Here is a 22637-nt window from a genome sequence, read left to right as displayed (position 1 = left end):
ATTATGTATTACTTTTTATGGTTTATCGGTCTTATTGCAGCTTGTATGCTTGCCGTTGTTACAGGACTTTGGGTTGAACAAACAAACAGCGAAAAAGAACCCAAAAATAACAATTAATAAGCATCTCTGTATTTTTAAAGGTGACAATCGTCACCTTTTTCATTCATCGTTAATTTAAATCATTAATATGTTACAAATGATAATTGTTTTCATTTGAGTAATTCTATATCATAGTGCAGCATATTTAAGATTTAGATATAATAAAACATATTGCTTTTAAAATATGTAAATACAAATATGAAAGAATTTAATTGGAGTGCCAGAGTTTATTATGAAGATACTGATGCTGGTGGTGTCGTATATCATGCCAGGTATCTTGCTTTTTATGAGCGAGCGAGAACAGAATTGCTAAGACAACTTGGAATCAGTCAACATAAGCTATTACAAGAAAGTATTGCTTTTGTTGTTAAAAAGATGGATATTAGCTATCACTTCCCCGCTCGTTTGGATGACCTGTTAACTATTAATAGTAAAGTTGATCAAATTCGCAAGGCATCTATAATTTTTAAGCAAACTATTATTAATGAGAACAATCAAGTGATTAGCAGTGCTGATGTTATTATTGCTTGTGTTGATATCACTAAAATGAAGCCATGTGGGCTTCCAAAGTCACTAGTTTTGGAGTTTATATAAGTGGAAAATCTGAATATTGTTAATCTGTTCTTACAAGCAGGTCTTTTAGTGCAATGTGTTATGTTGTTATTATTGATGTTTTCAATTATGTCATGGGCGATTATTTTTCAGAGAACTAAGGTTTTAAGGCAAGCCAAAAAGCAAATTGAACAATTTGATAATCGTTTTTGGGCAGCTGACGAGTTGAATGTTTTATTTGAGAAAGCAAAATCCAACAAAGATGAAATTACAGGTACAGAACATATTTTTTATTCAGGTTTTAAAGAATTTACCCGTTTATATCAAATCAATCCAAATATGCCAGAGGCAGCTTTAGACGGTGCATCTCGTTCTATGCGCCTTGCTATGAATCGAGAACTTGATAATCTTGAACAGCATATTCCTTTCTTAGGTACGGTAGGTTCTATTAGTCCTTATATTGGGTTATTTGGGACCGTTTGGGGAATCATGCATGCTTTCATTTCTCTTGGCGCAGCTAAACAAGCGACATTAAAACTTGTTGCGCCAGGTATAGCTGAAGCTTTAATTGCAACAGCAATTGGTTTATTTGCTGCAATTCCAGCGGTTATGGCATTTAATCGTTTATCGTTGAAAGTCAGCCGTATTGAGCAAAGTTATCTCAACTTTATTGATGAATTTTCAGCTATTTTACAGCGTCAAGCTGTGGCTGTCAGGAAATAAACTATGCGTAGAAGTTCACGTTTTTCAACTAAATCAGAGATTAACATTGTACCATTGCTTGATGTACTGTTAGTATTGGTACTTATTTTTATGGCAACAGCCCCCATTATTAGCCAAAGCGTTGAAGTCGATCTGCCTGAATCAACCGAATCTAAGACGGTTTCAGCTTCTGAAAATAAAACCATAATATTAGAAGTGGCAGATGTCGGGGTTTATACACTCAGAATCGATGGTGTGCCACAAGAAAGCTTACAGCAAGAACAGATCATTGCTGAAGTTAAGCAGTTATTAGCATTGAATGAAAAGGCAGTTTTTTTAGTCGGTGGAGCTAAAAATGTACCTTATGAAGAAATTATAAAAGCTTTAAACTTATTACAATCTGCAGGTGTTAAATCTGTTGGTTTAATGACACAACCAATGTAAACTAGAATAAAACACATTAAAATGTCAGCAATGTCTAAAAAATCAAATTCAAAATTCAGTTTAGCCATAATTTTATCAATCCTGTTTCATGTGCTATTGATAATTTTTTTATGTTATAAAGCTATACAAGATGATAGTGATAATTACGGTACGGTCAATGGTCAATCGATTGATGCAATTATGGTTGATCCATCTATTATATCTGAACAATATAAAAGGCAATCACAAAGTCAAAAAAATCAACAGCAATTAAGGCAACAGGTTGATGAGCAAATTACAAAACAGAATCAGTTGTTGCAGCAAAAGCAACTGGAACAGCAACAGTATTTAAAGGATTTAGAAAAAGAGCGTTTAAAACTTGCTGAAAAACTTAAACAAGAACAGCTTGAAGCTGAGAAAAAAGCAGCACAAGAAAAGCTAGAGGCTGAAAAGCGAGCCGCTGAGGAAAAAGCAGCACGAGAAAAGCAAGAAGCTGAAAAGCGAGCCGCCGAAGAAAAAGCAGCACGAGAAAAGCAAGAAGCTGAAAAGCGAGCAGCTGAAGAAAAAGCAGCACGAGAAAAGTTAGAAGCAGAAAAAAGAGCTGCTGCAGAAAAAGCAGCACGAGAAAAGCAAGAAGCAGAAAAAAAAGCTGCTGAAGAAAAAGCGGCACGCGAAAAAAAAGAAGCTGCTAAACGAGCTGCGCAACAAAAGGCAGCAAATGATAAAGCTGTTAATGATCTATTAGGTGAACTTACGACAGGTGGATCAAGCGCACCAGCAACAAGAAAGGGTGTTTCTAACGGCGAATTAGATAAATATAAATTTTTAGTTAAAACCGCTATAAGTAATAAATTTATTAATCCAAATCGTCTTTATGTAGGTCAGCGTTGCCAATTACAAATTCAAATCGCACCGGATGGTCTATTGTTGGACCATAAAGTGTTGAGCGGCGATGATGCATTATGCCGTGAAGCCGTTGCTGCTACATTGTTAGCCGTAATTCCGGAACCTTCTCAAATACTTTATCCTGAAGTTAAAAAGATGATAATCAACTTTGAACCATAGTAAATATGGATTTTCAATTGATTTTACAATGTGATGTGAATCTCGATTATCCATTCATTCAATAAATTGACAACATCTTTGTATAAAAGATGTTGAAAACCAATTTATCATCCCAATATATAACCTATTCATTCCAAATTAAGATATTTATGTAAGAGAAGGAGCAGAATATGACAACAATTGTCAGTGTCCGTCGAGAAGGGCAAGTTGTAATCGGTGGAGACGGTCAAGTCACACTAGGCGAACGTATTATTATGAAAGGAAATGCACGTAAAGTTCGTCGTCTTTATAATAACAAAGTGATTGCAGGTTTTGCTGGTGGTACTGCTGATGCTTTTACACTTTTTGAATTATTTGAGCGTAAATTAGAAATGCATCAAGGTCATTTGACGAAGGCCGCTGTTGAACTAGCTAAAGATTGGCGAACAGACAGAATGTTACGCAAATTAGAAGCTTTACTTGCTGTTGCTGATGAAAGTGCTTCACTAATTATTACTGGTACAGGGGATGTAATTCAACCAGAAGATGATTTAATTGCAATTGGTTCTGGTGGACCTTATGCTCAAGCTGCGGCAAGAGCTTTGCTGGATAATACTTCTTTATCTGCACATGATATTGTACAAAAATCATTATCGATTGCCGGCGATATTTGTGTGTATACCAATAATTTCCAAACGATTGAAGAACTTAATTATTAATTTAACTGATTTAAGAGAATTATATTATGTCTGAAATGACTCCTCGCGAAATTGTAAGCGAACTAAACCAACATATTATTGGACAAGATAAAGCTAAACGTTCCGTTGCAATAGCGTTACGTAATCGTTGGCGTCGTATGCAACTAGATGAAGCACTCCGTCACGAAGTCACCCCAAAAAATATATTAATGATTGGTCCAACTGGTGTTGGTAAAACAGAAATTGCAAGGCGCTTAGCGAAATTAGCTCATGCACCTTTTATCAAAGTTGAAGCGACGAAATTTACTGAAGTAGGTTACGTTGGTAAGGAAGTCGATTCCATTATTCGTGATTTGACGGATTCAGCGGTAAAAATGATTCGACAAGAAGCGATGGAAAGAAATCGTAATCGTGCTGAAGAACTAGCTGAAGAACGGATTTTAGATGTACTTGTCCCACCGGCTAAAGATGGCTGGGGACAAGTTGAAAACAATAATGATTCTACAGCAAGACAAGCATTTCGAAAAAAATTACGTGAAGGTGCGCTTGACGAGAAAGAGATAGAGATTGAAGTTGCTGGCGTTAATATTGGTGTCGAAATTATGGCTCCTCCGGGTATGGAAGAGATGACTAATCAATTACAATCAATGTTTCAAAATCTAGGTGGACAAAAAACCAAACCACGTAAGATGAAAATTAAAGATGCATTTAAACAGTTGATTGAAGAAGAAGCTGCTAAATTGGTTAACCCTGACGATCTTAAACATGAAGCTATCGAAGCGGTGGAACAAAATGGGATCGTATTTATTGATGAAATTGATAAAGTCTGTAAACGAGGTAATTCGTCAGGTCCTGATGTTTCACGTGAAGGTGTACAGCGTGATCTATTACCACTTGTTGAGGGATGTACTGTTTCTACTAAACATGGTGCAGTAAAAACCGACCATATTTTATTTATTGCTTCGGGAGCTTTCCAAACAGCTAATCCATCTGATTTAATCCCTGAACTTCAAGGGCGTTTACCTATAAGGGTTGAATTACAGGCGTTAACAACTGAAGATTTTGAGCGAATTTTAACTGAGCCAAATGCCTCGCTTACAGTACAATACAAAGCATTAATGGCAACAGAAGGTGTCAATATCGAATTTACGCCTGATGGTATCCGTAAAATAGCTGAATCTGCTTGGCAGGTGAATGAACAAAATGAAAATATAGGCGCTCGTCGTTTGCATACCGTGTTAGAACGATTAATGGAAGAAGTTTCGTTTGATGCAAGTGAATTAGGTGGTCAAACTATTACTATTGATGCTAAATATGTAGGCGATCACTTAGATAAACTGGTTGCGGATGAAGATTTAAGTAAATTTATTCTATAAATAAATGTTCTTTATCGAATAAAAAAAGGTGAGTTAATCTCACCTTTTTTATTAACATCATTGATCGTCATAACAATCAATTTAACGTGCAGATCAAGCACTATTTTTTAAATAACTGACCTAAGATATCCGCCGCTTTTTGCTTCGATTTTGATTTAGAATCATCTTTTGAATTTCGATTTTCGAGTTTTTCTCGAAGTTTATCTAATCCTTGTTGTAGTTTATCATTAAGAACATCTTTAAAGACTTGGCTAATATCAATTTGATAATGAAGTTTTGTAAATTCACCATAAATTCGTAGTGGAATCGTTAATTGTTGTAATTTGGCAATGGTTTCACTTTTTCCATTCCAACCACCTAGCATTTTGACATTTAAATTGATATCGAGGTCTTTTTGAACTAGTCCTACTCTTCCCGAACCATTTATAATATCTAATGTTTCTGAATTAGCGGTTAATGTCGTGACATCCAAATTACCATTATTTATATTACCATTAGCAGAAATTTGATGAAACTCGGTGAATTTTTGTTGATTTTCGGTTGTCAGCACATCTTTACTATACTTCGCTGCCGCATTTTGAATGATATTTTGAATATTAATATTATCCAATCTAGCATTAGCTATGTTGATAGCAACGTTTCCTCGTAAACTGGATAACAAGTTAGCCGTGGAAATGGTGCTTGCTTCTAATTCTCCGTTTGCATTAAATACGCCTACTAAATCATTTGGTGTATTGATTTGATTAAAGAATTCATTTAAATCGATATTACTGATTTTACTGCTCAGTTTAATTAATGCATTCTTTTGTTTGCCGCTGGCAAAACCATTTGCCGTAATATGCCCTTTGGCAAAATCAAAATTCAGGTTATTAAACGTTGCAATACCATCATTATTACTGATATCAGCATGAACATTATCAAGTGTTATTTGATTAGCAATGATTTGCCTAATATTTAACTTAGCTTTCGCATTGAAACTATTTAGGAAATCAAGTTCATTATTAGTTTTTTGAACTGTCGATACAACAGGTGTCGTTTGCTGTGATGGACTACTTTCATTATCGCTAGGCTTCTCTTTGGCCGTAATAAACGGATCTAAATTTAATTTATCAGCATTGAGATCTAACGCTAAATAAGGCTTGTTAGCTAAATTGAGACTAACGTTGCCTGTTAATGTATTACCATTAACTGATAATAGAAGATCTTGCGTGTTCACGCTTTGCGGATTTTTTTGATAATGTAAAACAGTTTTCAAATTACCTTTTATTTCGCCACTAGGGATGCCGATACCTGTTAACGTATAATCAAATTTTTTCAGATCGATTGTCGCCTGTTCAGGGTATTGACTTAAATCAATATTGGCATTTGCAACATAAAATAAATCCTGTTGATTTTTATCAACATTTCCTTTGAAATCAACATTGAGATTTTTATCCGCTTTTTGTTCAACCGTTAAGTTAATGTTCCTAAAATTGATTAGCGTATCTTTTTGTTGTAGTACTAAAGTGCTATCTGCAACTTCAAATTTGTTCAATGTGAATTGCCAACTTGATTTGCTTTGCTCTTCATTCTTTTGTTTATCTTCATTAGGTTTATGAGGTATATTGTTGGCGTTTTTTTTATGTGCCATTTCACCTTTGCTATCATCGGTAATATTGATGACAGCCGACTTAACAAAAACATTTTTTACTACCAACTTTTTCGAAAAAAGTGGTAGCAGTTCAACATCTAGTCGCATATTGTCTGCGGTCAAAATAGGTTTTTGCGCACCGGTATCATTCAGTTTTACCGAATCGGTTAATATACTGACTTGTGGCCAAATATGCCAACGTAAATCACCCTCAATAGTTAATTCATAACCTGTTTTATCTCTTACTTTATCAGAAATAAATCCTCGGAAATTATTAGGATCGACAAAAACAATCAGTGAAATGATCCCAATAGCTATAATCAGAATTAAAATAAAAAGAGTAACCAATATTTTTTTTATCATATTAGTGTTCCTATAGTAAGGTTATATGCTGATTTAGTCTTTATCAATACGACTGGCTACAGCGCCATGTTGGTCTTTATATTTTGCATCTTGTCGACGATTGTAAGGTCTCGCCGCTCGCCCTGTTAAAGTCTCAAAACTTAGGGCTCCGATAGTCATCCCAGGTCTAAGTGCTAATGGGATTTTTCCAGAATTAAAAAACTCTAAGACAATTTGTCCTTGCCAACCTGGATCAATACGGTGTGCAGTTACATGCACCATAAGACCAAGTCTGGCTAATGAAGAACGTCCATCAAGCCAGCCAACTAAATCATCAGGAATCGTCACAGATTCAAGTGTAACGGCTAATGCAAGTTCTCCTGGATGAAGGTAAAAAACATGACCTTCAGATAGTACTATTTCATCACTCATTACACGTTCTAATACTGCGGAAACTTCTTCTTTGGGTCCACTTAAATCGATATAGGGAGTTGTATGTTCTCGGAAAGTCCGAAATTGATTACCTAACCTGACATCAACTGTTGCGCCATTTATTGAACTTGGTGCTGGTTGAGGGGTTATTTTTAATTTACCGTTTTGTAAATATGCTTCAATATCTCGATCGCATAATCTCATGAGTTATCCTTAATTGAGCCTCTATCCTGCTATTTTAACAGTTTCTTGTTATGCCGTCGATGTTCGTAAATTAAGGTTTAATTACCCATGCCCGACCATAATGATTGTAGTATCCAGCAAGTTTACCTGCGTCATTTCCAACGCCAAGATAAAGGTCAAAATGATGGCCTTTTATGGCGCCTCCAACATCGAGCGCAACCATTAGACGAGTTTCTCGTCTACCACTATATTGACCATCCTCATCGAGTAATGGTAAATCCATTAACACCACCGAACCAAGAGGGACAAGTAACTTATCTGATGCTACCGATGCATTAGCAACCAAAGGTACAGTTGCTGCTCCTTTGACATCAGCATTGTATTGGGGCTTAAAAAAGACAAAGGAACGGTTTTCGGTTAGCAAGGCTTTGAGCTGTTTTTCAGTTTTAGTTGTTGCCCAATCTCTAATTGCTTGTAACGATATCTTTTCTTTTTCAATTTCACCTTGTTCAATTAAAATTCTTCCAATGCTGGAATAGCCATGTCCATTTTTACCGCCATAGCTGAAAAAGACCAAAGGTTCACCGTCTTCAAAATCGATATAGGCACTACCTTGAACTTCCATAATGAAGTTTTCAATTAATGAATTACTATAAGCAATTTCAAGTCCTTTACCAGCTAAAGCACCTTTATAAATCTGTTGTCGACTTGGTAATTGACCTTTGTAGTTAACCGGCATTTTATAAATAGGATATTTAAATTCTTTAGTAGGTTTATGTCTGGCTTTAATAATTGGGGTATAATAACCAGTTAAGTGCACGTTTCCAAATCCATCTTGACCTGCCATTTCGTAACTATTTAATCCTACTTTGTGAAATTCATTAGAAGCAAGCAAGCCATTAATCCAATCATCAACAGCTTTATAAATATGTTCATTTTGTTTGTATAATGCGGGCGATGCGGTTTTTATTTGTTCCACCTGCATGATGTAGTCTGTTATGTTTACAGGCGTATCTAAATTTGGATAGCTGATATTAAGTGATAAGGGTAATCGCCCGTCCGAGTATTGTTGACCCTGTTTAATGGGTTTATCTTGACAGCTGGTTAACAGCGAAAGTGTAAAAAAGGCAATAAAAACAATGAAAAGATAATGATTGAGTTTTTTTTTCATCTAATTAGTTATTATCAATAATAAACAGTATTGAATATGCTACACAATTATATTATAAGAAACTACTCATAATTATTAACGGACAATAAAAAGTTTTCATAAAAAATCAGCTTGCGATTTAGCAATATTGAATTTATAGTCCTATATTCCTTAAAAAATCGAAAATTACGGAATAAAAGGTAATAATAGTGATGAGCAATACATCCTCAAACAATGACCTAAAACGAAACCTTTCTAATCGGCATATTCAGTTAATTGCAATCAGTGGTGCAATTGGTACAGGCTTATTTATGGGATCAGGAAAAACAATTAGCCTTGCTGGACCGTCGATCATCTTTGTTTACATGATTATTGGTTTTATCTTATTTTTTGTTATGCGAGCAATGGGTGAAATCTTGCTTTCCAACTTGAAATATAAATCGTTTAGTGATTTTGCCAATGATCTACTCGGCCCTTGGGCAGGGTTTTTTACTGGTTGGACTTATTGGTTTTGTTGGGTGGTAACAGGTATTGCTGATGTGGTTGCTATTGCCGGTTATGCACAGCATTGGTTTCCTGATTTGCAATCTTGGATCCCGATGTTATTAACCGTCGTTTTACTGTTAACACTTAATTTATTAACAGTAAAAATGTTTGGCGAAACCGAATTTTGGTTTTCAATGATTAAAATTATTGCGATTTTAGCTTTGATTGGTATTGGATTAGGATTAATTTTCACAGCATACCACTCAGATCAAACGAATACCACAGCTGCATTTTCGAATCTTTGGGATTATGGCGGATTTTTTCCTCATGGTTTTATGGGATTCTTTGCCGGTTTTCAGATAGCTATTTTTGCTTTTGTGGGAATTGAACTGGTTGGTACTACCGCCGCTGAAACAGTCGATCCGAATAAAAATTTACCTCGAGCCATTAATTCTGTGCCTGCACGTATTATCTTCTTTTACGTGTTTGCATTAATTATCATTATGAGTGTGACACCATGGTCATTTATTTCACCAAATAAGAGTCCATTTGTTGAGTTATTTACCCTAATTGGTTTACCAGCGGCAGCAAGCATTATTAATTTTGTGGTATTAACATCGGCTGCTTCGTCGGCTAATAGTGGTATCTATTCTACCAGCCGAATGTTATTTGGTTTGGCTAAAAAACAAGATGCACCAGAGCCTTTTGGAAAATTATCACGTCGTTCAGTTCCTGCCAATGGTTTACTCTTTTCATGTACTTGTTTATTCGGTGGTGTAGTTCTGATTTATTTAGTTCCTAATGTGATGGAGGCTTTCACCATAGTAACGACGATTTCCGCCATATTATTTATGTTTATTTGGTCAATGATATTGATATCGTATATGGCTTATCGACGTAAAAAAGTGAATTTGCACGAACAATCTCAATTTAAGATGCCAGGTGGTAATTTGATGTGCTTGGTTAGCTTGATGTTTTTTATATTTGTTATTGTCTTACTTACTTTTGAAAAAGATACTCGTCAAGCATTGATTGCAACACCAATTTGGTTTGTAATTTTAGGGATAAGCTATTTTATACGTTCGCTAAAACGTCAATAATTATTACTATAATGAGTAGGATGAATTCCTACTCATTGTCTGAAGATTAATCTGCTTTGTGGTGATCTTTTTCAGGCCAAATGATACTGGCAATAATACCGATAGCTAAAATGCCTAATACGATATAAAGGCTTGTTATAGGACTAATATCAATACCATGCCCAAATAAATGGTTACTTGCATTTAATGCTAATTTGATTGCTATAAAAAACAGTAAACAAATAACCGCTTTTCCTAAGTGAACTAAGTATTGTTTCATGGCTTCTAAAACAAAATACATGGTTCTGAGACCTAAAATTGCAAAAATCATGGCACTATAAACGATGAGTGGTTCTTGGCTAACCGCGATGACAGCAGGAACAGAATCAAAGGCAAACATCACATCGCTAAGTTCAATTACAGTAATACATAAAAAAAGCGGGGTTGCGTATAAAGCTCTTTTAGGTAATTTGCCAATTAAGTTACTGTTTTCTGGTTTTGCAAGTTCTTGATCTAACTGTTTAGAGGTTAATAAAAAATGATGCCCGACAATTTTAGGATAAGCGGGAAAAATACGTTTTGCTATTCGATAAGCGAAATGGTTTGAATAATCTTTTATTTCTTCATTTTCACCTTGATTTTTTAACATCATCAAACCGGTAAAAGCAACAATAACGGAAAAAACGAGCTCCATCCAAGGTCCTAAAGCTAATAAACCTGTCCCAATGATAACAAAAATAGCACGGAATATGATGGCGCCTATTACTCCCCAATAAAGCAAGCGATGACGATAATTTTCAGGTACAGAAAACCATGAAAAGATAGCCATAATCACAAATAAATTATCAACAGAGAGAGCCTTTTCAAGTACATAACCAGTGATAAATAAGCTCGCTATTGCACTACCATGATGAAGATATAGATAAAGAGTAAATCCTAAAGCTACAGCAATCCAAAATAGTGACCATAATACAGCATTTTTTAAATTTATGGGTTTATCGTTATGATGTGCATATAAATCAATAACAATAGCTGTTGATGCTAATACAATAAAAACGATGACCGTTTCAATTGGAAAGCCTAATGAGTTGTGAATCATAATTTATCGCCTAATATGTAGTTATGTCATGATCTTTTAATAACAAAATTTAACTATTTTTACAGAACATATATATAAAAGTAGTTGAGTATATATTGATAGCAATAACAAAAAAAGATATATTTGTTTTCAATATCCCTTCCCATTAATTAAAATAATTTTGAGCTGATTTTGATGAAAAATTTCAAAGTAGTAAGTTTTTTTATTATTTCTTTTTTTTCCGCTATATTGCAAGCTCAGTCAGTTGAGTCTTATGTATCTTCGTTACCCAAAGGTAGTGATATATCAATTTTAGTTCAATCTGTTGATGACAAACCAAGAACATTAGCTAAATATAAAAGCGATCAATTTAAACAGCCAGCCAGTACCCAAAAAGTGATCACTGCACTTGCAGCAGAACTTGAATTAGGAGCGGATTTTAGATTTGAAACTAAAATGTTAACTAATGGTTCAATTGCCAATAAACAATTAAATGGTGATTTGATTATTCAACTGAGTGGTGATCCAACTTTTACGCGTGGACAGTTAAAAAATATGCTGGCAAGTTTACGTGGGAAAGGGGTTGAAAAAATAACAGGAAAAGTCATTTTAGATACTTCTATATTTACCAGTCACGATAAAGCAGAAGGTTGGTCTTGGAATAATTTAACCGCTTGTTACAATGCACCGCCGTCAGCTGCAATTATCGATGATAATTGTTTTTATGTGACAATCAAACCGGGTAAGGTCGGTGCTAAAGCCTCTATTTCTGTTTCCTCAAATATTCCTGTCACGGTGACAGGTAATGTTAAAACCATAGCTAAAAACAGTAAAGATCTGAATGATAAATACTGTGAGCTTGATGCCAGTTATACTGACAAAAATCGCTATCAATTATCCGGATGTATTGCGTCAGGTTCAGATAAAATAGCATTAAAATTTGCTGTACTTAATGGGGTGGATTATTTTTCAAATGTTTTGAAAAATGAGTTAAAACAACAGAAAATTTCGTTTAATGGTGCGATTTCAGCACGTAATGAGCCCATAAATAGCAAACTTTCATTATTAGTTTCAAGCCAGTCTGCACCGCTATCAGAATTGTTAACCGTAATGTTGAAAAAATCGAACAATCTGTACGCTGATGCTATCTTTAGAACAATTGGGGCTCATTACTTTAAAATTCCAGGTACATGGCGAAATAGTGGAGATGCGGTTAAACAAATTTTACTTAAAAAAGCTGGTATTGATCTCGAAAATTTGGTGATTGTTGACGGTTCAGGTTTGTCTAGATTGAATCTTGTCAGTGCAGACAAAATGATGGAAATTCTGCAATATATTTCAGCTCATGATCGCGATCTCAAAATTATTGAAAAACTTCCTGTTGCAGGGAAGGATGGAACATTACAATATCGTAAAAGCTTTAATCAACCGCCTTTTATAGAAACCATACGAGCAAAAACGGGATATATACAAGGCAGCTATAATTTAGCTGGATTTATTGAGAAGTCAGATGGAAAAATTATCGCTTTTGTTCAGTTACTTTCGGGATATCATCCTGAAAGAAGGGATGAGCCTAAAAATAGTGCAATAATGCGTTTCGAATCTGAATTTTATAAAAAATTTGTGATTGGTGAATAAAAAATGATATTGGCACCTAGAACAAAGGTGCCAAACCGTTAAACGCATTTATAGACTATCTGGTAAAAAACCACCGCTTTGATGTTTCCAAAGTTGAGCGTATAAACCATTTTTATCCAGTAATTCTTGATGTGTACCTTGTTCGATAATTTTTCCTTCATCCAAAACAACCAGTTTATCCATTGCGGCAATAGTTGATAAACGATGCGCTATAGCGATAACAGTTTTGCCTTCCATTAGTGAATATAAACTTTCTTGAATAGCTTGTTCAATTTCTGAATCTAATGCACTGGTTGCTTCATCAAGTAATAATATTGGTGCATTTTTTAAGATCACCCTAGCAATGGCAATGCGTTGCCTTTGACCACCCGATAGTTTTATACCTCGTTCACCAACATGAGCATCATAACCGGTTCTACCATTAGCATCGATTAATGTTTGAATAAATTTATCTGCATGGGCTTTTTTAGCCGCATCTATCATCTCTTGTTCAGTAGCTTGATTATTACCATAAAGTAAATTTTCCCGAACAGTTCGATGTAACAAGGACGTGTCTTGTGTAACCATACCAATTTGCGCCCGTAAGCTTTCTTGATTAATCTCGGTAATGTCTTGTCCGTCAATAAGAATTTTACCTTGTTGTAAGTCATAAAAACGTAATAACAGATTAATTAATGTTGATTTTCCGGCGCCAGAACGTCCAACTAACCCTATTTTTTGACCGGGCTTAATAGTTAAATTGAGATCATTAATTACCGAATTTCGAATCTTTTCATCGTAAGTGAAATAAATATTTTTAAACTCGATTTTTCCATCAGTCACATTTAGATTTTTGGCATTGGGTTTATCAACAATGGTTGTTGCAGTTGAAAATGTATTCATACCATCTTTCACAACCCCAATATTTTCAAATAAAGCTGCAAGCTCCCACATAATCCAATGTGATAAACCGTTTAAACGAAGCGCTAATGCTGTGGTTGTTGCAATAGCTCCGATTCCAACTAATTGATTTGTCCATAACAGCAAGGCAACACCAGTCGTTGATAAAATAAGTAGAATAGATAGTAAATGATTCACGATTTCAAAACTGCTGACTAGCCGCATTTGTTTATTGACAGTAATCAAAAACTCATCCATAGACTCTTGGGCATACTTTGCTTCATTACCGGCATGAGAAAACAGTTTAACCGTCATAATGTTTGTATAAGCATCCGTTACACGTCCAGTCATGGTAGAACGAGCATCTGCTTGCATACTTGCAACTTTACTTAAGCGAGGAATAAAATAGTACATGGCTAAGCCATAAAGAACACACCACCCAAAGAATGGCAGCAATAGCCAAGGGGCTAATTGACCGATTACCGCAGCCATAGTTATAAACGAAATCAACACAAATATTAAGATATCAGCAACAAGAAAGCAGGTATCTCTAACGGCTAATGCAGTTTGCATAACTTTTGCCGATATTCTTCCGGCAAACTCATCTTGAAAAAAACGCATACTTTGATTAAGCACTAGTCGATGTAAATTCCAACGCATTCGCATTGGAAAATTTCCCGCTAAACATTGATGCTTGATGATTGTTTGTAATCCAATAATCAAAGTGCTGGATAAAATGATTAAGGTTAAAATTAATAGCGATGTTTTTTCTTTTTGCCAAAGCTCATTAGGTTCGACAATCGCAAGCCAATCCACCATTTTGCCAAGCGCAGCGAATAGAAAAGCTTCAAATGCACCACTGAGTGCACTAAATATAATTAAAAGCAGCATGAATATTCGAGTGCCTTGGGTTGATTGCCATATAAAACCTAGAAAATTTTTAGCTGCTGGTTGCGGTTCACTTTTAGGATAAGGTGACACCAATTTTTCAAAAAATCGATACATAATTGACCTAATTATTTGCTATTTTTCATTAAATTGAATCGTTGATATTAACATTGCGAGTAGAATGAATAGAGTTAGATATCCTAAAACTGATGGATAGTTATGAAATTTAACAACATTTTACTACCTATTATTGCAGATTCTAAAAATATTAAAAACTAAAGCAAGAAAGAGTTCATTTTTTATTCTTTCTTGCTTTTCAATTATATCTTGAATAACGATATTTGCCTATTTTTTGACTAAAAAATATCTTTAATAATTTGTACAACTCGACCCACAAAATGGTACTTATCAAAATTTTCTTTAGAGACTTCAATGGTAGGGAATTGGTTATTGTTACAAATTAAAACCCATCCATTTTGCGTTAATCGAACTTTACGTAAAAAGGTAATATCTTCATATTCAACTAAATAGATTGCTCCATCAATAATTTCAACGATTTCAGTATTAATAATTAAACCATTATTATTGTTGATTTCAGGCGACATGAGATCCCCTTTAGCCCAATAAATGATTAATTTTTTGATATCTAATCCTCGATGAGAAGCCCAACCTTCAACAACGGGATAGTTCATGACAGGAGGTGTTTCTCGAATATATCGTTGTGATTGCGCTTCTTCTTTGGTTGGTAACTGTTTTTTATAGACGGGAATACGGTATATATTCTCGTTGTAGACATCTGCTTCATCTTCTTTAGGATCTAAAACTTCTAATTTATAGCCTGTTGCCAGCCAGTTATATGAAACATTGCATTTTTCAGCAATCACTTCCAGACGTGTCAAAGATGGATAAGTTTTTCCTGATAAATAATCTCTGATCACTGTTTCAGACATATCACATTTTTTAGCGAAGGCGGAGACAGATAAACCTTGCATTGAGCTATGTAATCTTTCTTTAAATGTTTTTACATTTTTATTTTTAATCATATTCATTTCTGATTTGTTTCTCCTATTACATCCGTTTTTCAAATTATAGTAGATATTTTATAAGTTTTACATACAACATTAAATGAAAAGCTAATATAAAAAAGTAATTTTTTGTAATTTTGTCTGAATTGTTCGTTTTATAGCAAGTTAATTATATCAATTTGCGTATTAAAAAATCAAAATATAGTGTTTTTAAAAAAATATTTTATTTTTGTTTTTCTGTTGGAATTTTGTTTATTTCCACGAGAAAAAAAGATTTTTGTCTGCTTTTTAAATGTTTTTTATTTTATATTTGATATATATCAAATTAATTTATTTTCATGAGTTACTTACGTTAAATTTATTTATTTATTGATTTTAAAAGATTTAATTCTTGTTTTTGACCTTTTTCTTTTAAAATTTAAAATAAATAAAAAAACAAATAAAAACGTTGACTGAAACGAAAAAAAATGGATAATAAGCAGTGTAAGGATTTTTCATTGTTTTCTTTCCTTATATTCCTTATATTTCATGTTGGCCTGTATATTTATATGCAGGTCTTTTTTTTTGCTTAAACTTCTTATGAAATCATCCCTTAAAAGGTATAATGTATAAATATATATACCATTTGTTTACAATTCTATTGTTAGACGAATTAATAAAATTTAATAAAGAGGATTTTATTATGTCATTTAGTATCCCACATCTTTTAGTCTTTCTTGCTGTTGTCGTCTTGTTATTTGGTACTAAAAAACTACGAAACTTAGGATCTGATTTAGGTTCTGCGCTGAAAGGGTTTAAAAAGGAGATGAGTGAAGATATTGAATCTAAGAATGATCCTAAATTAGATAATAAATAATTGAGCTATGAGAATTCAATTTGATGTCGCCATTGTTGGGGGTGGCTTAGTAGGTTTGGCAACGGCTTGTGCTTTAAGTCATTATGATTTGAAAATTGCCATTATTGATAAAAATATTCACCAACATGAAAGTTTGCCAAAGGATAAGATTGGGGTCAGAGCTTCAGCGCTAAATGGTGCTAGCCAGCGCTATTTTGCTCAAATTGGTGTATGGAATGCACTTTGCTTAAGTGGTCGTGTGCAAGAGTTTACTGAAATTGATGTGTGGGAAAAGAATGGACAGGCTCATTTATCAGCACAGGCTAAGGATTATGGTTATCAAAATTTAGGTTATATCATAGAAAATCACGTTATGTCTCATTATTTATATCACTATGCTTTAGCTAGTAACAACATAACGATTTATAGTCAAGAAGTGATAGATAGTGTATTCGATGATAATAGTGCTTTTTTGACCTTGGCAGATCAGGTTACTTTACCAGCGAAACTTATTATTGGTGCAGATGGTGCAAATTCATGGATTCGTCAGCATGAAAATATTTCGGTTTTAGAACGTAAGTATATTCATCACGCACTTATTACAACCGTTGAAACCGAATATCCTCATCATGCTTGTGCAAAACAAATTTTTTATCCCAATGGTATTGTTGCCTTTCTTCCCCTTCATCATCCTAATAAAAGTTGTTTAGTATGGTCAACTAAACCTGATAATGCAGCTAATTTAGCTTTGTTATCTGAAACCGACTTTTCTCATCAATTATTTCAATTAACAGGTGATAAAGTAGGTCACTGTCAGTTAATTAACCCAAGAATGATTTTTCCTTTAAAAGCACGCTTTGCCAAGCAGTTTGTTAAACATCGTTTAGTTTTAGTTGGCGATGCAGCGCACACAATTCATCCTTTAGCTGGGCAAGGCGTCAACTTAGGTTTTCAAGATTCGGCCTTGTTAGTGTCGACAATAAAAAAATTAATCGATGAGAATCAGGATATTGGCTTGGTCAGTAATCTAAAATCATTTCAGTTTACGCGTCGTAAAGATACGATGGTAATGTTAGCGGCAATGCAAACTATTCAAGATATGTTTAATGGGGATAACTTATTTAAGAAGGCACTAAGAACGGTAGGCATGAATACTATTGATTATTGTTCACCATTAAAAAAACAGTTGATTAAATATGCCATGAAGATATAAATTTGCTGATGTTTATTATCCTGTAGCGTGTGCTACAGGAGATAAAATTTTAGCATAAGTTATTTAAAAGCGATTTGATAAGATGCCGGAACAAATGGCGATGAAGGAATACGCAAAGGCCAATAAGGATCATTGAGTAAGCCTCGACCAATTGCTATCAAATCTGCATCGCCTCGGCTTAAAACGTAATCGGCTAAGTAATGATCTTCAAGCATACCAACAGCTATTATTGGTAAATCTATCGATTGTCTGATAGCGCTAGCCAAGTAAACTTGATAACCGGCATGAAAATCAGGGGTGTTTGCTGGATCAAGCTGTCCGTCACCGCCACCACTCACATCTAAAACGTCAGCGCCCGCATCGGCAAAACGTTTAGCTATTTTGCATCCATAATCAACACTATATCCATCTTTACCATATTCTTGCGCTGAAAACCGAATAATTAACGGCATGTCAGGTGGCATAACCGATTTAGCGGCTTTAATAACTTGTTCTCCAAAGAGTAACTTATCTTGACCATATTCATCGGTTCGTAAATTGGTTTTAGGTGAACTGAATTGATGTATTAAGTAACCATGTGCGCCATGGATTTCAATTGCATCGAAACCAGCTTCAACGGCCCGACGGGTTGATTCTTTAAATTTTTGAATAATGTCAGCGATTTCATTTTTTGATAATTCTCTTGGCATTTGATATTGCCACTGTTTATTGGCTTCGTTAGTGCCGTCATAAAGAAGAGGAGAGCAAGATACCACATCATCAGCTCCTAAAGCTTTACGCCCTGCATGGGCAATTTGAATGGCTATTTTGCCATTTTGGGCGTGAACGGCATCAACAATGCGTTTAAACTGATCACGTTGTTCATCATTCCATAAGCCTAGACAATTTGGCGAGATTCGTCCATTTGGTGCAACATTCGTCATTTCAACAATAATTAAACCAACGCCCCCAACAGCTCTTGAAACGTAATGAACAAAATGCCAATCATTTGGTAAACCATCTTTAGCTTGATATTGACACATTGGAGGCATAACAATACGATTTTTTAATGATAATTTTTTAATCGTAAAAGGTGTATTTAAATAAGATATTTTAGCCATATAGAATTCCTTAAATTATTGGTGAACAATAGATTCTCAACTTTTTGTGAAGAATAATTAAGCTATAATATCGCTAATTTAACCGATAGTTAACCAACCGATCAATTTTAAGCTCATTTAATCAATCATGAATTCAATTGCTTCAATAAATTGTAAATGGGTGTAGCTAAGCCAATTTTCGCATTTTCTGTTGTTAAGTTATACCAATAGCCATTACTTTCATCTAAACATTTCGTGTTGTTAACCATGATGCAATGAATCGGTATGATATCTAAATGAAAATGGCTAAAAGTATGGCGAAAAGAAATCAATTGTTGTGGTGGAGTTGTTTGAATTCCACAATCGTTTAGCCAATTGATTAATGCTTGCTTTGTAGCAAATTGTGGTGGGCAATATAAACCGCCCCAGATACCCGATGGCGGTCGTTTTTCAAGCCATATACTCTGGTTGTATTCTAGCATCAAAAAATAAGCCGATTTTTCAGGAGTTGTTGTTTTCGTTTTTTTGGTAGGATATTGTTGCCAACTGTTTGTTTGATAAGCGATACAATCACTTTGTAGTGGGCATAAGTTACATTTAGGTTTGGTGCGAGTGCAAACCATTGCGCCTATATCCATCATCGCTTGATTAAATTTTGCTACATCATGCTTTGGTGTGACCTGTTCGCTCAATTGCCAAAGTCTGTTTTCAATGCTTTTATTGCCAGTCCAACCTTCAACAGCAAAAAAGCGTGTTAAAACCCGTTTTACATTACCGTCTAAAATAGGGTAATGTTGGTTTTGAGATAGCGACAAAATTGCGCCAGCAGTTGACCGCCCAACCCCGGGTAAGGCAACGACATCATCAAATAAAGTAGGGAAGTGACCTTTAAACTTGTCAGTAACCATTTTCGCCGCTTTATGTAAATTACGGGCTCGAGCATAGTAACCCAATCCAGTCCACAAATGTAACACATCATCAATCGGGGCGTGTGCTAAATCGGTTATCTTCGGAAAATGCTCAATAAAACGATTGAAGTAGGGGATGACAGTTGCAACTTGAGTTTGTTGGAGCATCACTTCAGACAACCAAACATGGTAAGAACTTTTTTCAATTTGCCATGGTAACGTTTTTCTGCCGTACTGTTCATACCACTTGAGCACGGCATTTGAAAATTTTTGCATAATGTCAATAATATATTACATGAGAGAAGAAATGGAATCACTTGGATAGCAGCCAAGCACTTTGGTGTATAAGGTAATAGCTGAGAGTTCCTTGAGCGCAGTTTGCATTTCATGAGAATTTAGATTACCTTGTAGATCGATATAAAACATCTCTTCCCATGGCGTACCATGGATTGGTCGAGACTCCAGCTTTGTCATGACAATGTTGTGATTGCGCAATACTAGTAATGCATCAACTAAAGCCCCAGCTTGTTGACCTGTTTTCATTAGGATAGTTGTTTTAGCAGGTATCTGATTTGAAACGTCAACAGGTTGTCGAGCTAACACAATAAAGCGAGTGATATTTTCTTTTTGATTAGCAAAATCATGTTCAAGTACTTGTAGTCCATATAATTCACCGCCATCTTTGTTACCCATTGCTGCAACATTTGGCTTATTGAGGCTTGCTACCATCTCCATAGCTGACGAGGTACTGTCGCAATAGACAATTTTCCAATGAGGTGATTTTTCTAAAAAGTTACTGCATTGTTGAAATGGTTGTGGATGACTATAAATAGTGTCAATTTGCTCCAGTTTGGCATTAGCAATAGCAAGTACGCAATGATCTATAGGTAATGAAAGTTCACCAATGATATGTAAATTGGTTTTTTGTAAAAGATCATAAACTTCATTAATCGAACCAGAGCTTGAATTTTCGATAGGTAAAATACCAAAATCCACCACTCCTTTTTCGACTTGCTCAAAAACATCTTTAAAGGTTGAACAACTAGATTCCGTCATTTCTTCAAAGTGAGCACTCGCATAACGTCGCGCAGCAGAGTGGGAGTAAGAGCCTTTGGGCCCTAAAAAAGCAACTTTTGCCGTCGCTATGGTGTTGTGATTAAGTTTTTCTTGTAAGATCTTTTGTTGTAGTAGAACGGAATCTTCAATAATAACCTGATATAGACGTTTTATTAAAATATCATCAAGATGATAGTCTTTTCCTTGATGAATAAGTGAATTGATTAATGAGCGTTCACGTTCTAAATCACGCACAGGAATGTTGGCTTCAATTTTTGTTTGAATGACTTGTGTTGAAATTTGGCGACGTTTAGCTACAAGCTCTAATAATTTCGCATCAATTTCATTAATTTTATCTCGCAAGGGTAGTAAAGGATTAACAGTCATTTGGCTTAATTAAGTAAAAAATAGATGTGTAATATTATAACAAGCTAAAAAATAAAGGCACTATCAAAGTGCCTTTTAATTTATTTGTGATCATCTATTTTCTAAACTTGCTCTTCCAGTACGGCTCCTTTGATGCTATCAAAGGCTCGGCGAGATTCCCCTTTATGCTGAATCTTATTGAGTTGTTTTTCGAGTTTTCCAATAAGATCATTAATTGCCGCATACATATCAATGTGTTTAGCTGAAGCAACTAAAGGTGTGCCTTTGGTTGCAATGGTGGCATCAATAATAAATCCATCAGGTTCCTTCGATAATATAAAGTGAGGGTTGATTAACAGTGCTCTCCATTTATCTAGTTTCGAAAACTTATCTTCAAGATAACGACGAATTGCAGGAGTAATGTCCATTTGTTTACTGGTAATACTTAACGTCATGATTGACCTCCACTATGTTTACTAAAAAGTTTACTAAAAAATTCGCTAACAAATTGAGCTAACTCAATGGGGGATTTCTACCTCTACATTGGCAAATTATTGCAGTTTCGTCAATCAGTTATTTATTTATTCTGTAAATTTTGTGATTAACATTCAAAATAATTTCTGCTGATTTTAATCAATCAGATTTCAAATCTGCATTTTGCCATCTTTTTCCTATATACTGTTAACTATTTGGTTCTAATAGGAACTCGATACTTTTTAATGAGGATATTGTGAATTATTTAGATAACGTGAAGATTGTTTTAGTTGAAACTTCGCATACTGGTAATATGGGTTCAGCCGCTAGAGCAATGAAAACAATGGGATTAACGCATCTTTGTTTGGTTAACCCAGTAATAAAACCAGATTCTCAATCTATTTCTTTAGCAGCTGGAGCGAGTGATATTATAAAACAAGCCCAAATTTTTTCATCTTTGGATGAGGCGATTGCAGATTGTAGGTTAGTGATCGGGACTAGTGCTCGTCCTCGCAGTTTACAGTGGCCGAATTTAACACCAAAAGAGTGTGGCGATAAAATTATTCAAGAAGCATCTAATAATGATGCAAATGTTGCTTTGGTTTTTGGTCGTGAACGAGTGGGATTAACTAATGAGGAGTTGCAAAAGTGCCATTATCATGTTGGGATTCCTGCAAATCCAGCTTATAGCTCATTGAATTTGGCGATGTCAGTACAAGTGCTTTGTTATGAAATACGAATGTCGATGTTAAATATTGGTTCTGTTTTAACTGAACAAGAGGCTGATATAAATAGTATTGAGTTTCCCAAAGATGAAGACATCGAACGTTTCTATCAGCATTTAGAACAAACTTTGTTGAAAACTGAATTTATTAATGCTAATCACCCCGGTCAAATTATGGGGCGCTTACGTCGGTTATTTACTCGCGCACGGATTGAGCAACAAGAGTTAAATATTTTACGGGGTATTTTAACGTCAGTGGATAAAAAATTAAGATAGAT

22 protein-coding genes are annotated in these 22637 nt (G+C 34.8%); 12 read left to right on the top strand and 10 right to left on the bottom strand.

What is annotated here, in order from left to right; translation table 11 throughout:
* The first annotated feature begins 3 nt into the window (after positions 1–3).
* The 7 genes from cydX to hslU all read left to right on the top strand — a co-directional run bounded on the left by cydX (position 4) and on the right by hslU (position 4894).
* Complete coding sequence (cydX, locus tag J3U36_RS01150) at positions 4–117, top strand: cytochrome bd-I oxidase subunit CydX (RefSeq protein WP_065558768.1); 114 nt, start codon at positions 4–6, stop codon at positions 115–117.
* A gap of 180 nt (positions 118–297) precedes the next feature.
* Positions 298–693 (top strand): tol-pal system-associated acyl-CoA thioesterase, encoded by a 396-nt coding sequence (ybgC, locus tag J3U36_RS01145; RefSeq protein WP_267359440.1) that lies wholly within the window; start codon positions 298–300, stop codon positions 691–693.
* A 9-nt stretch (positions 694–702) separates the two neighbouring features.
* Positions 703–1374, top strand: coding sequence for a protein TolQ (gene tolQ / locus J3U36_RS01140; RefSeq protein ID WP_218837365.1), 672 nt, complete (start codon positions 703–705; stop codon positions 1372–1374).
* Positions 1375–1377: 3 nt separating this feature from the next.
* Positions 1378–1797, top strand: coding sequence for a colicin uptake protein TolR (tolR, locus tag J3U36_RS01135; protein WP_267349722.1), 420 nt, complete (start codon positions 1378–1380; stop codon positions 1795–1797).
* 30 nt (positions 1798–1827) lie between these two features.
* Entirely contained in the window at positions 1828–2841 is a 1014-nt protein-coding gene (gene tolA / locus J3U36_RS01130; protein ID WP_267349721.1) for a cell envelope integrity protein TolA, read from the top strand.
* Between the two features lie 170 nt (positions 2842–3011).
* On the top strand, positions 3012–3539 hold the full coding sequence (hslV, locus tag J3U36_RS01125) for an ATP-dependent protease subunit HslV (protein ID WP_025316169.1): 528 nt from the start codon (positions 3012–3014) through the stop codon (positions 3537–3539).
* 26 nt (positions 3540–3565) lie between these two features.
* Positions 3566–4894 carry an HslU--HslV peptidase ATPase subunit gene (gene hslU, locus J3U36_RS01120; RefSeq protein WP_267380799.1) on the top strand — a complete coding sequence of 443 codons (1329 nt, stop codon included), beginning with the start codon at positions 3566–3568 and terminating at the stop codon, positions 4892–4894.
* Between the two features lie 100 nt (positions 4895–4994).
* Here the strand turns inward: hslU and asmA are convergent, their stop codons facing one another.
* From asmA to mltA, 3 genes are all read right to left on the bottom strand, one after another.
* The gene (gene asmA / locus J3U36_RS01115) at positions 4995–6887 is read right to left on the bottom strand and encodes an outer membrane assembly protein AsmA (protein ID WP_267380798.1); all 1893 of its coding nucleotides are present in this window, start codon (positions 6885–6887) and stop codon (positions 4995–4997) included.
* A gap of 33 nt (positions 6888–6920) precedes the next feature.
* The gene (gene dcd / locus J3U36_RS01110; RefSeq protein ID WP_065558762.1) at positions 6921–7502 is read right to left on the bottom strand and encodes a dCTP deaminase; all 582 of its coding nucleotides are present in this window, start codon (positions 7500–7502) and stop codon (positions 6921–6923) included.
* A 70-nt stretch (positions 7503–7572) separates the two neighbouring features.
* On the bottom strand, positions 7573–8652 hold the full coding sequence (gene mltA, locus J3U36_RS01105) for a murein transglycosylase A (protein ID WP_267380797.1): 1080 nt from the start codon (positions 8650–8652) through the stop codon (positions 7573–7575).
* 191 nt (positions 8653–8843) lie between these two features.
* On the opposite strand from mltA, the gene cycA reads away from it, so the two are divergent.
* Positions 8844–10217: a D-serine/D-alanine/glycine transporter gene (cycA, locus tag J3U36_RS01100; protein ID WP_267349717.1), complete on the top strand. Its 1374-nt coding sequence runs from the start codon at positions 8844–8846 to the stop codon at positions 10215–10217.
* 46 nt (positions 10218–10263) lie between these two features.
* Here the strand turns inward: cycA and J3U36_RS01095 are convergent, their stop codons facing one another.
* Positions 10264–11295 (bottom strand): TerC/Alx family metal homeostasis membrane protein, encoded by a 1032-nt coding sequence (locus J3U36_RS01095; protein WP_267380796.1) that lies wholly within the window; start codon positions 11293–11295, stop codon positions 10264–10266.
* Between the two features lie 174 nt (positions 11296–11469).
* Here J3U36_RS01095 and dacB point away from each other — a divergent pair, with 174 nt between their 5' ends.
* The gene (dacB, locus tag J3U36_RS01090) at positions 11470–12912 is read left to right on the top strand and encodes a serine-type D-Ala-D-Ala carboxypeptidase (protein WP_267380795.1); all 1443 of its coding nucleotides are present in this window, start codon (positions 11470–11472) and stop codon (positions 12910–12912) included.
* A gap of 48 nt (positions 12913–12960) precedes the next feature.
* On the opposite strand, the gene J3U36_RS01085 is transcribed toward dacB, so the two are convergent.
* Both J3U36_RS01085 and J3U36_RS01080 read right to left on the bottom strand, forming a co-directional pair.
* The gene (locus J3U36_RS01085) at positions 12961–14796 is read right to left on the bottom strand and encodes an ABC transporter ATP-binding protein (RefSeq protein ID WP_267380794.1); all 1836 of its coding nucleotides are present in this window, start codon (positions 14794–14796) and stop codon (positions 12961–12963) included.
* A gap of 239 nt (positions 14797–15035) precedes the next feature.
* Positions 15036–15728 (bottom strand): LexA family transcriptional regulator, encoded by a 693-nt coding sequence (locus J3U36_RS01080; protein WP_267349713.1) that lies wholly within the window; start codon positions 15726–15728, stop codon positions 15036–15038.
* Between the two features lie 658 nt (positions 15729–16386).
* Between J3U36_RS01080 and tatA the strand changes: the two genes are divergently transcribed.
* Positions 16387–16560 (top strand): twin-arginine translocase TatA/TatE family subunit, encoded by a 174-nt coding sequence (gene tatA / locus J3U36_RS01075; protein WP_411590960.1) that lies wholly within the window; start codon positions 16387–16389, stop codon positions 16558–16560.
* Between the two features lie 7 nt (positions 16561–16567).
* A complete protein-coding gene (locus J3U36_RS01070; protein ID WP_267380793.1) occupies positions 16568–17752 on the top strand; it encodes an FAD-dependent monooxygenase in 1185 nt (394 codons plus the stop codon).
* A 59-nt stretch (positions 17753–17811) separates the two neighbouring features.
* On the opposite strand, the gene J3U36_RS01065 is transcribed toward J3U36_RS01070, so the two are convergent.
* The 4 genes from J3U36_RS01065 to raiA form a co-directional block, all read right to left on the bottom strand.
* Entirely contained in the window at positions 17812–18852 is a 1041-nt protein-coding gene (locus tag J3U36_RS01065) for an NADH:flavin oxidoreductase/NADH oxidase (RefSeq protein WP_267380792.1), read from the bottom strand.
* 125 nt (positions 18853–18977) lie between these two features.
* Positions 18978–20015 carry an A/G-specific adenine glycosylase gene (gene mutY / locus J3U36_RS01060; RefSeq protein ID WP_267380791.1) on the bottom strand — a complete coding sequence of 346 codons (1038 nt, stop codon included), beginning with the start codon at positions 20013–20015 and terminating at the stop codon, positions 18978–18980.
* Positions 20016–20030: 15 nt separating this feature from the next.
* The gene (gene pheA / locus J3U36_RS01055; protein ID WP_267380790.1) at positions 20031–21182 is read right to left on the bottom strand and encodes a bifunctional chorismate mutase/prephenate dehydratase; all 1152 of its coding nucleotides are present in this window, start codon (positions 21180–21182) and stop codon (positions 20031–20033) included.
* Between the two features lie 101 nt (positions 21183–21283).
* Entirely contained in the window at positions 21284–21616 is a 333-nt protein-coding gene (gene raiA, locus J3U36_RS01050) for a ribosome-associated translation inhibitor RaiA (RefSeq protein ID WP_065558752.1), read from the bottom strand.
* A gap of 332 nt (positions 21617–21948) precedes the next feature.
* Between raiA and trmJ the strand changes: the two genes are divergently transcribed.
* The gene (gene trmJ / locus J3U36_RS01045; protein ID WP_411590978.1) at positions 21949–22635 is read left to right on the top strand and encodes a tRNA (cytosine(32)/uridine(32)-2'-O)-methyltransferase TrmJ; all 687 of its coding nucleotides are present in this window, start codon (positions 21949–21951) and stop codon (positions 22633–22635) included.
* The last annotated feature ends 2 nt before the right edge of the window (positions 22636–22637 follow it).

This window comes from Gilliamella sp. B3817, from assembly GCF_026536705.1.
GTDB lineage: Bacteria > Pseudomonadota > Gammaproteobacteria > Enterobacterales > Orbaceae > Gilliamella > Gilliamella apicola_I.
The sequence above is the reverse complement of the archived record's forward strand: the minus strand, read 5'-3'. Positions and strand labels throughout refer to the sequence as shown.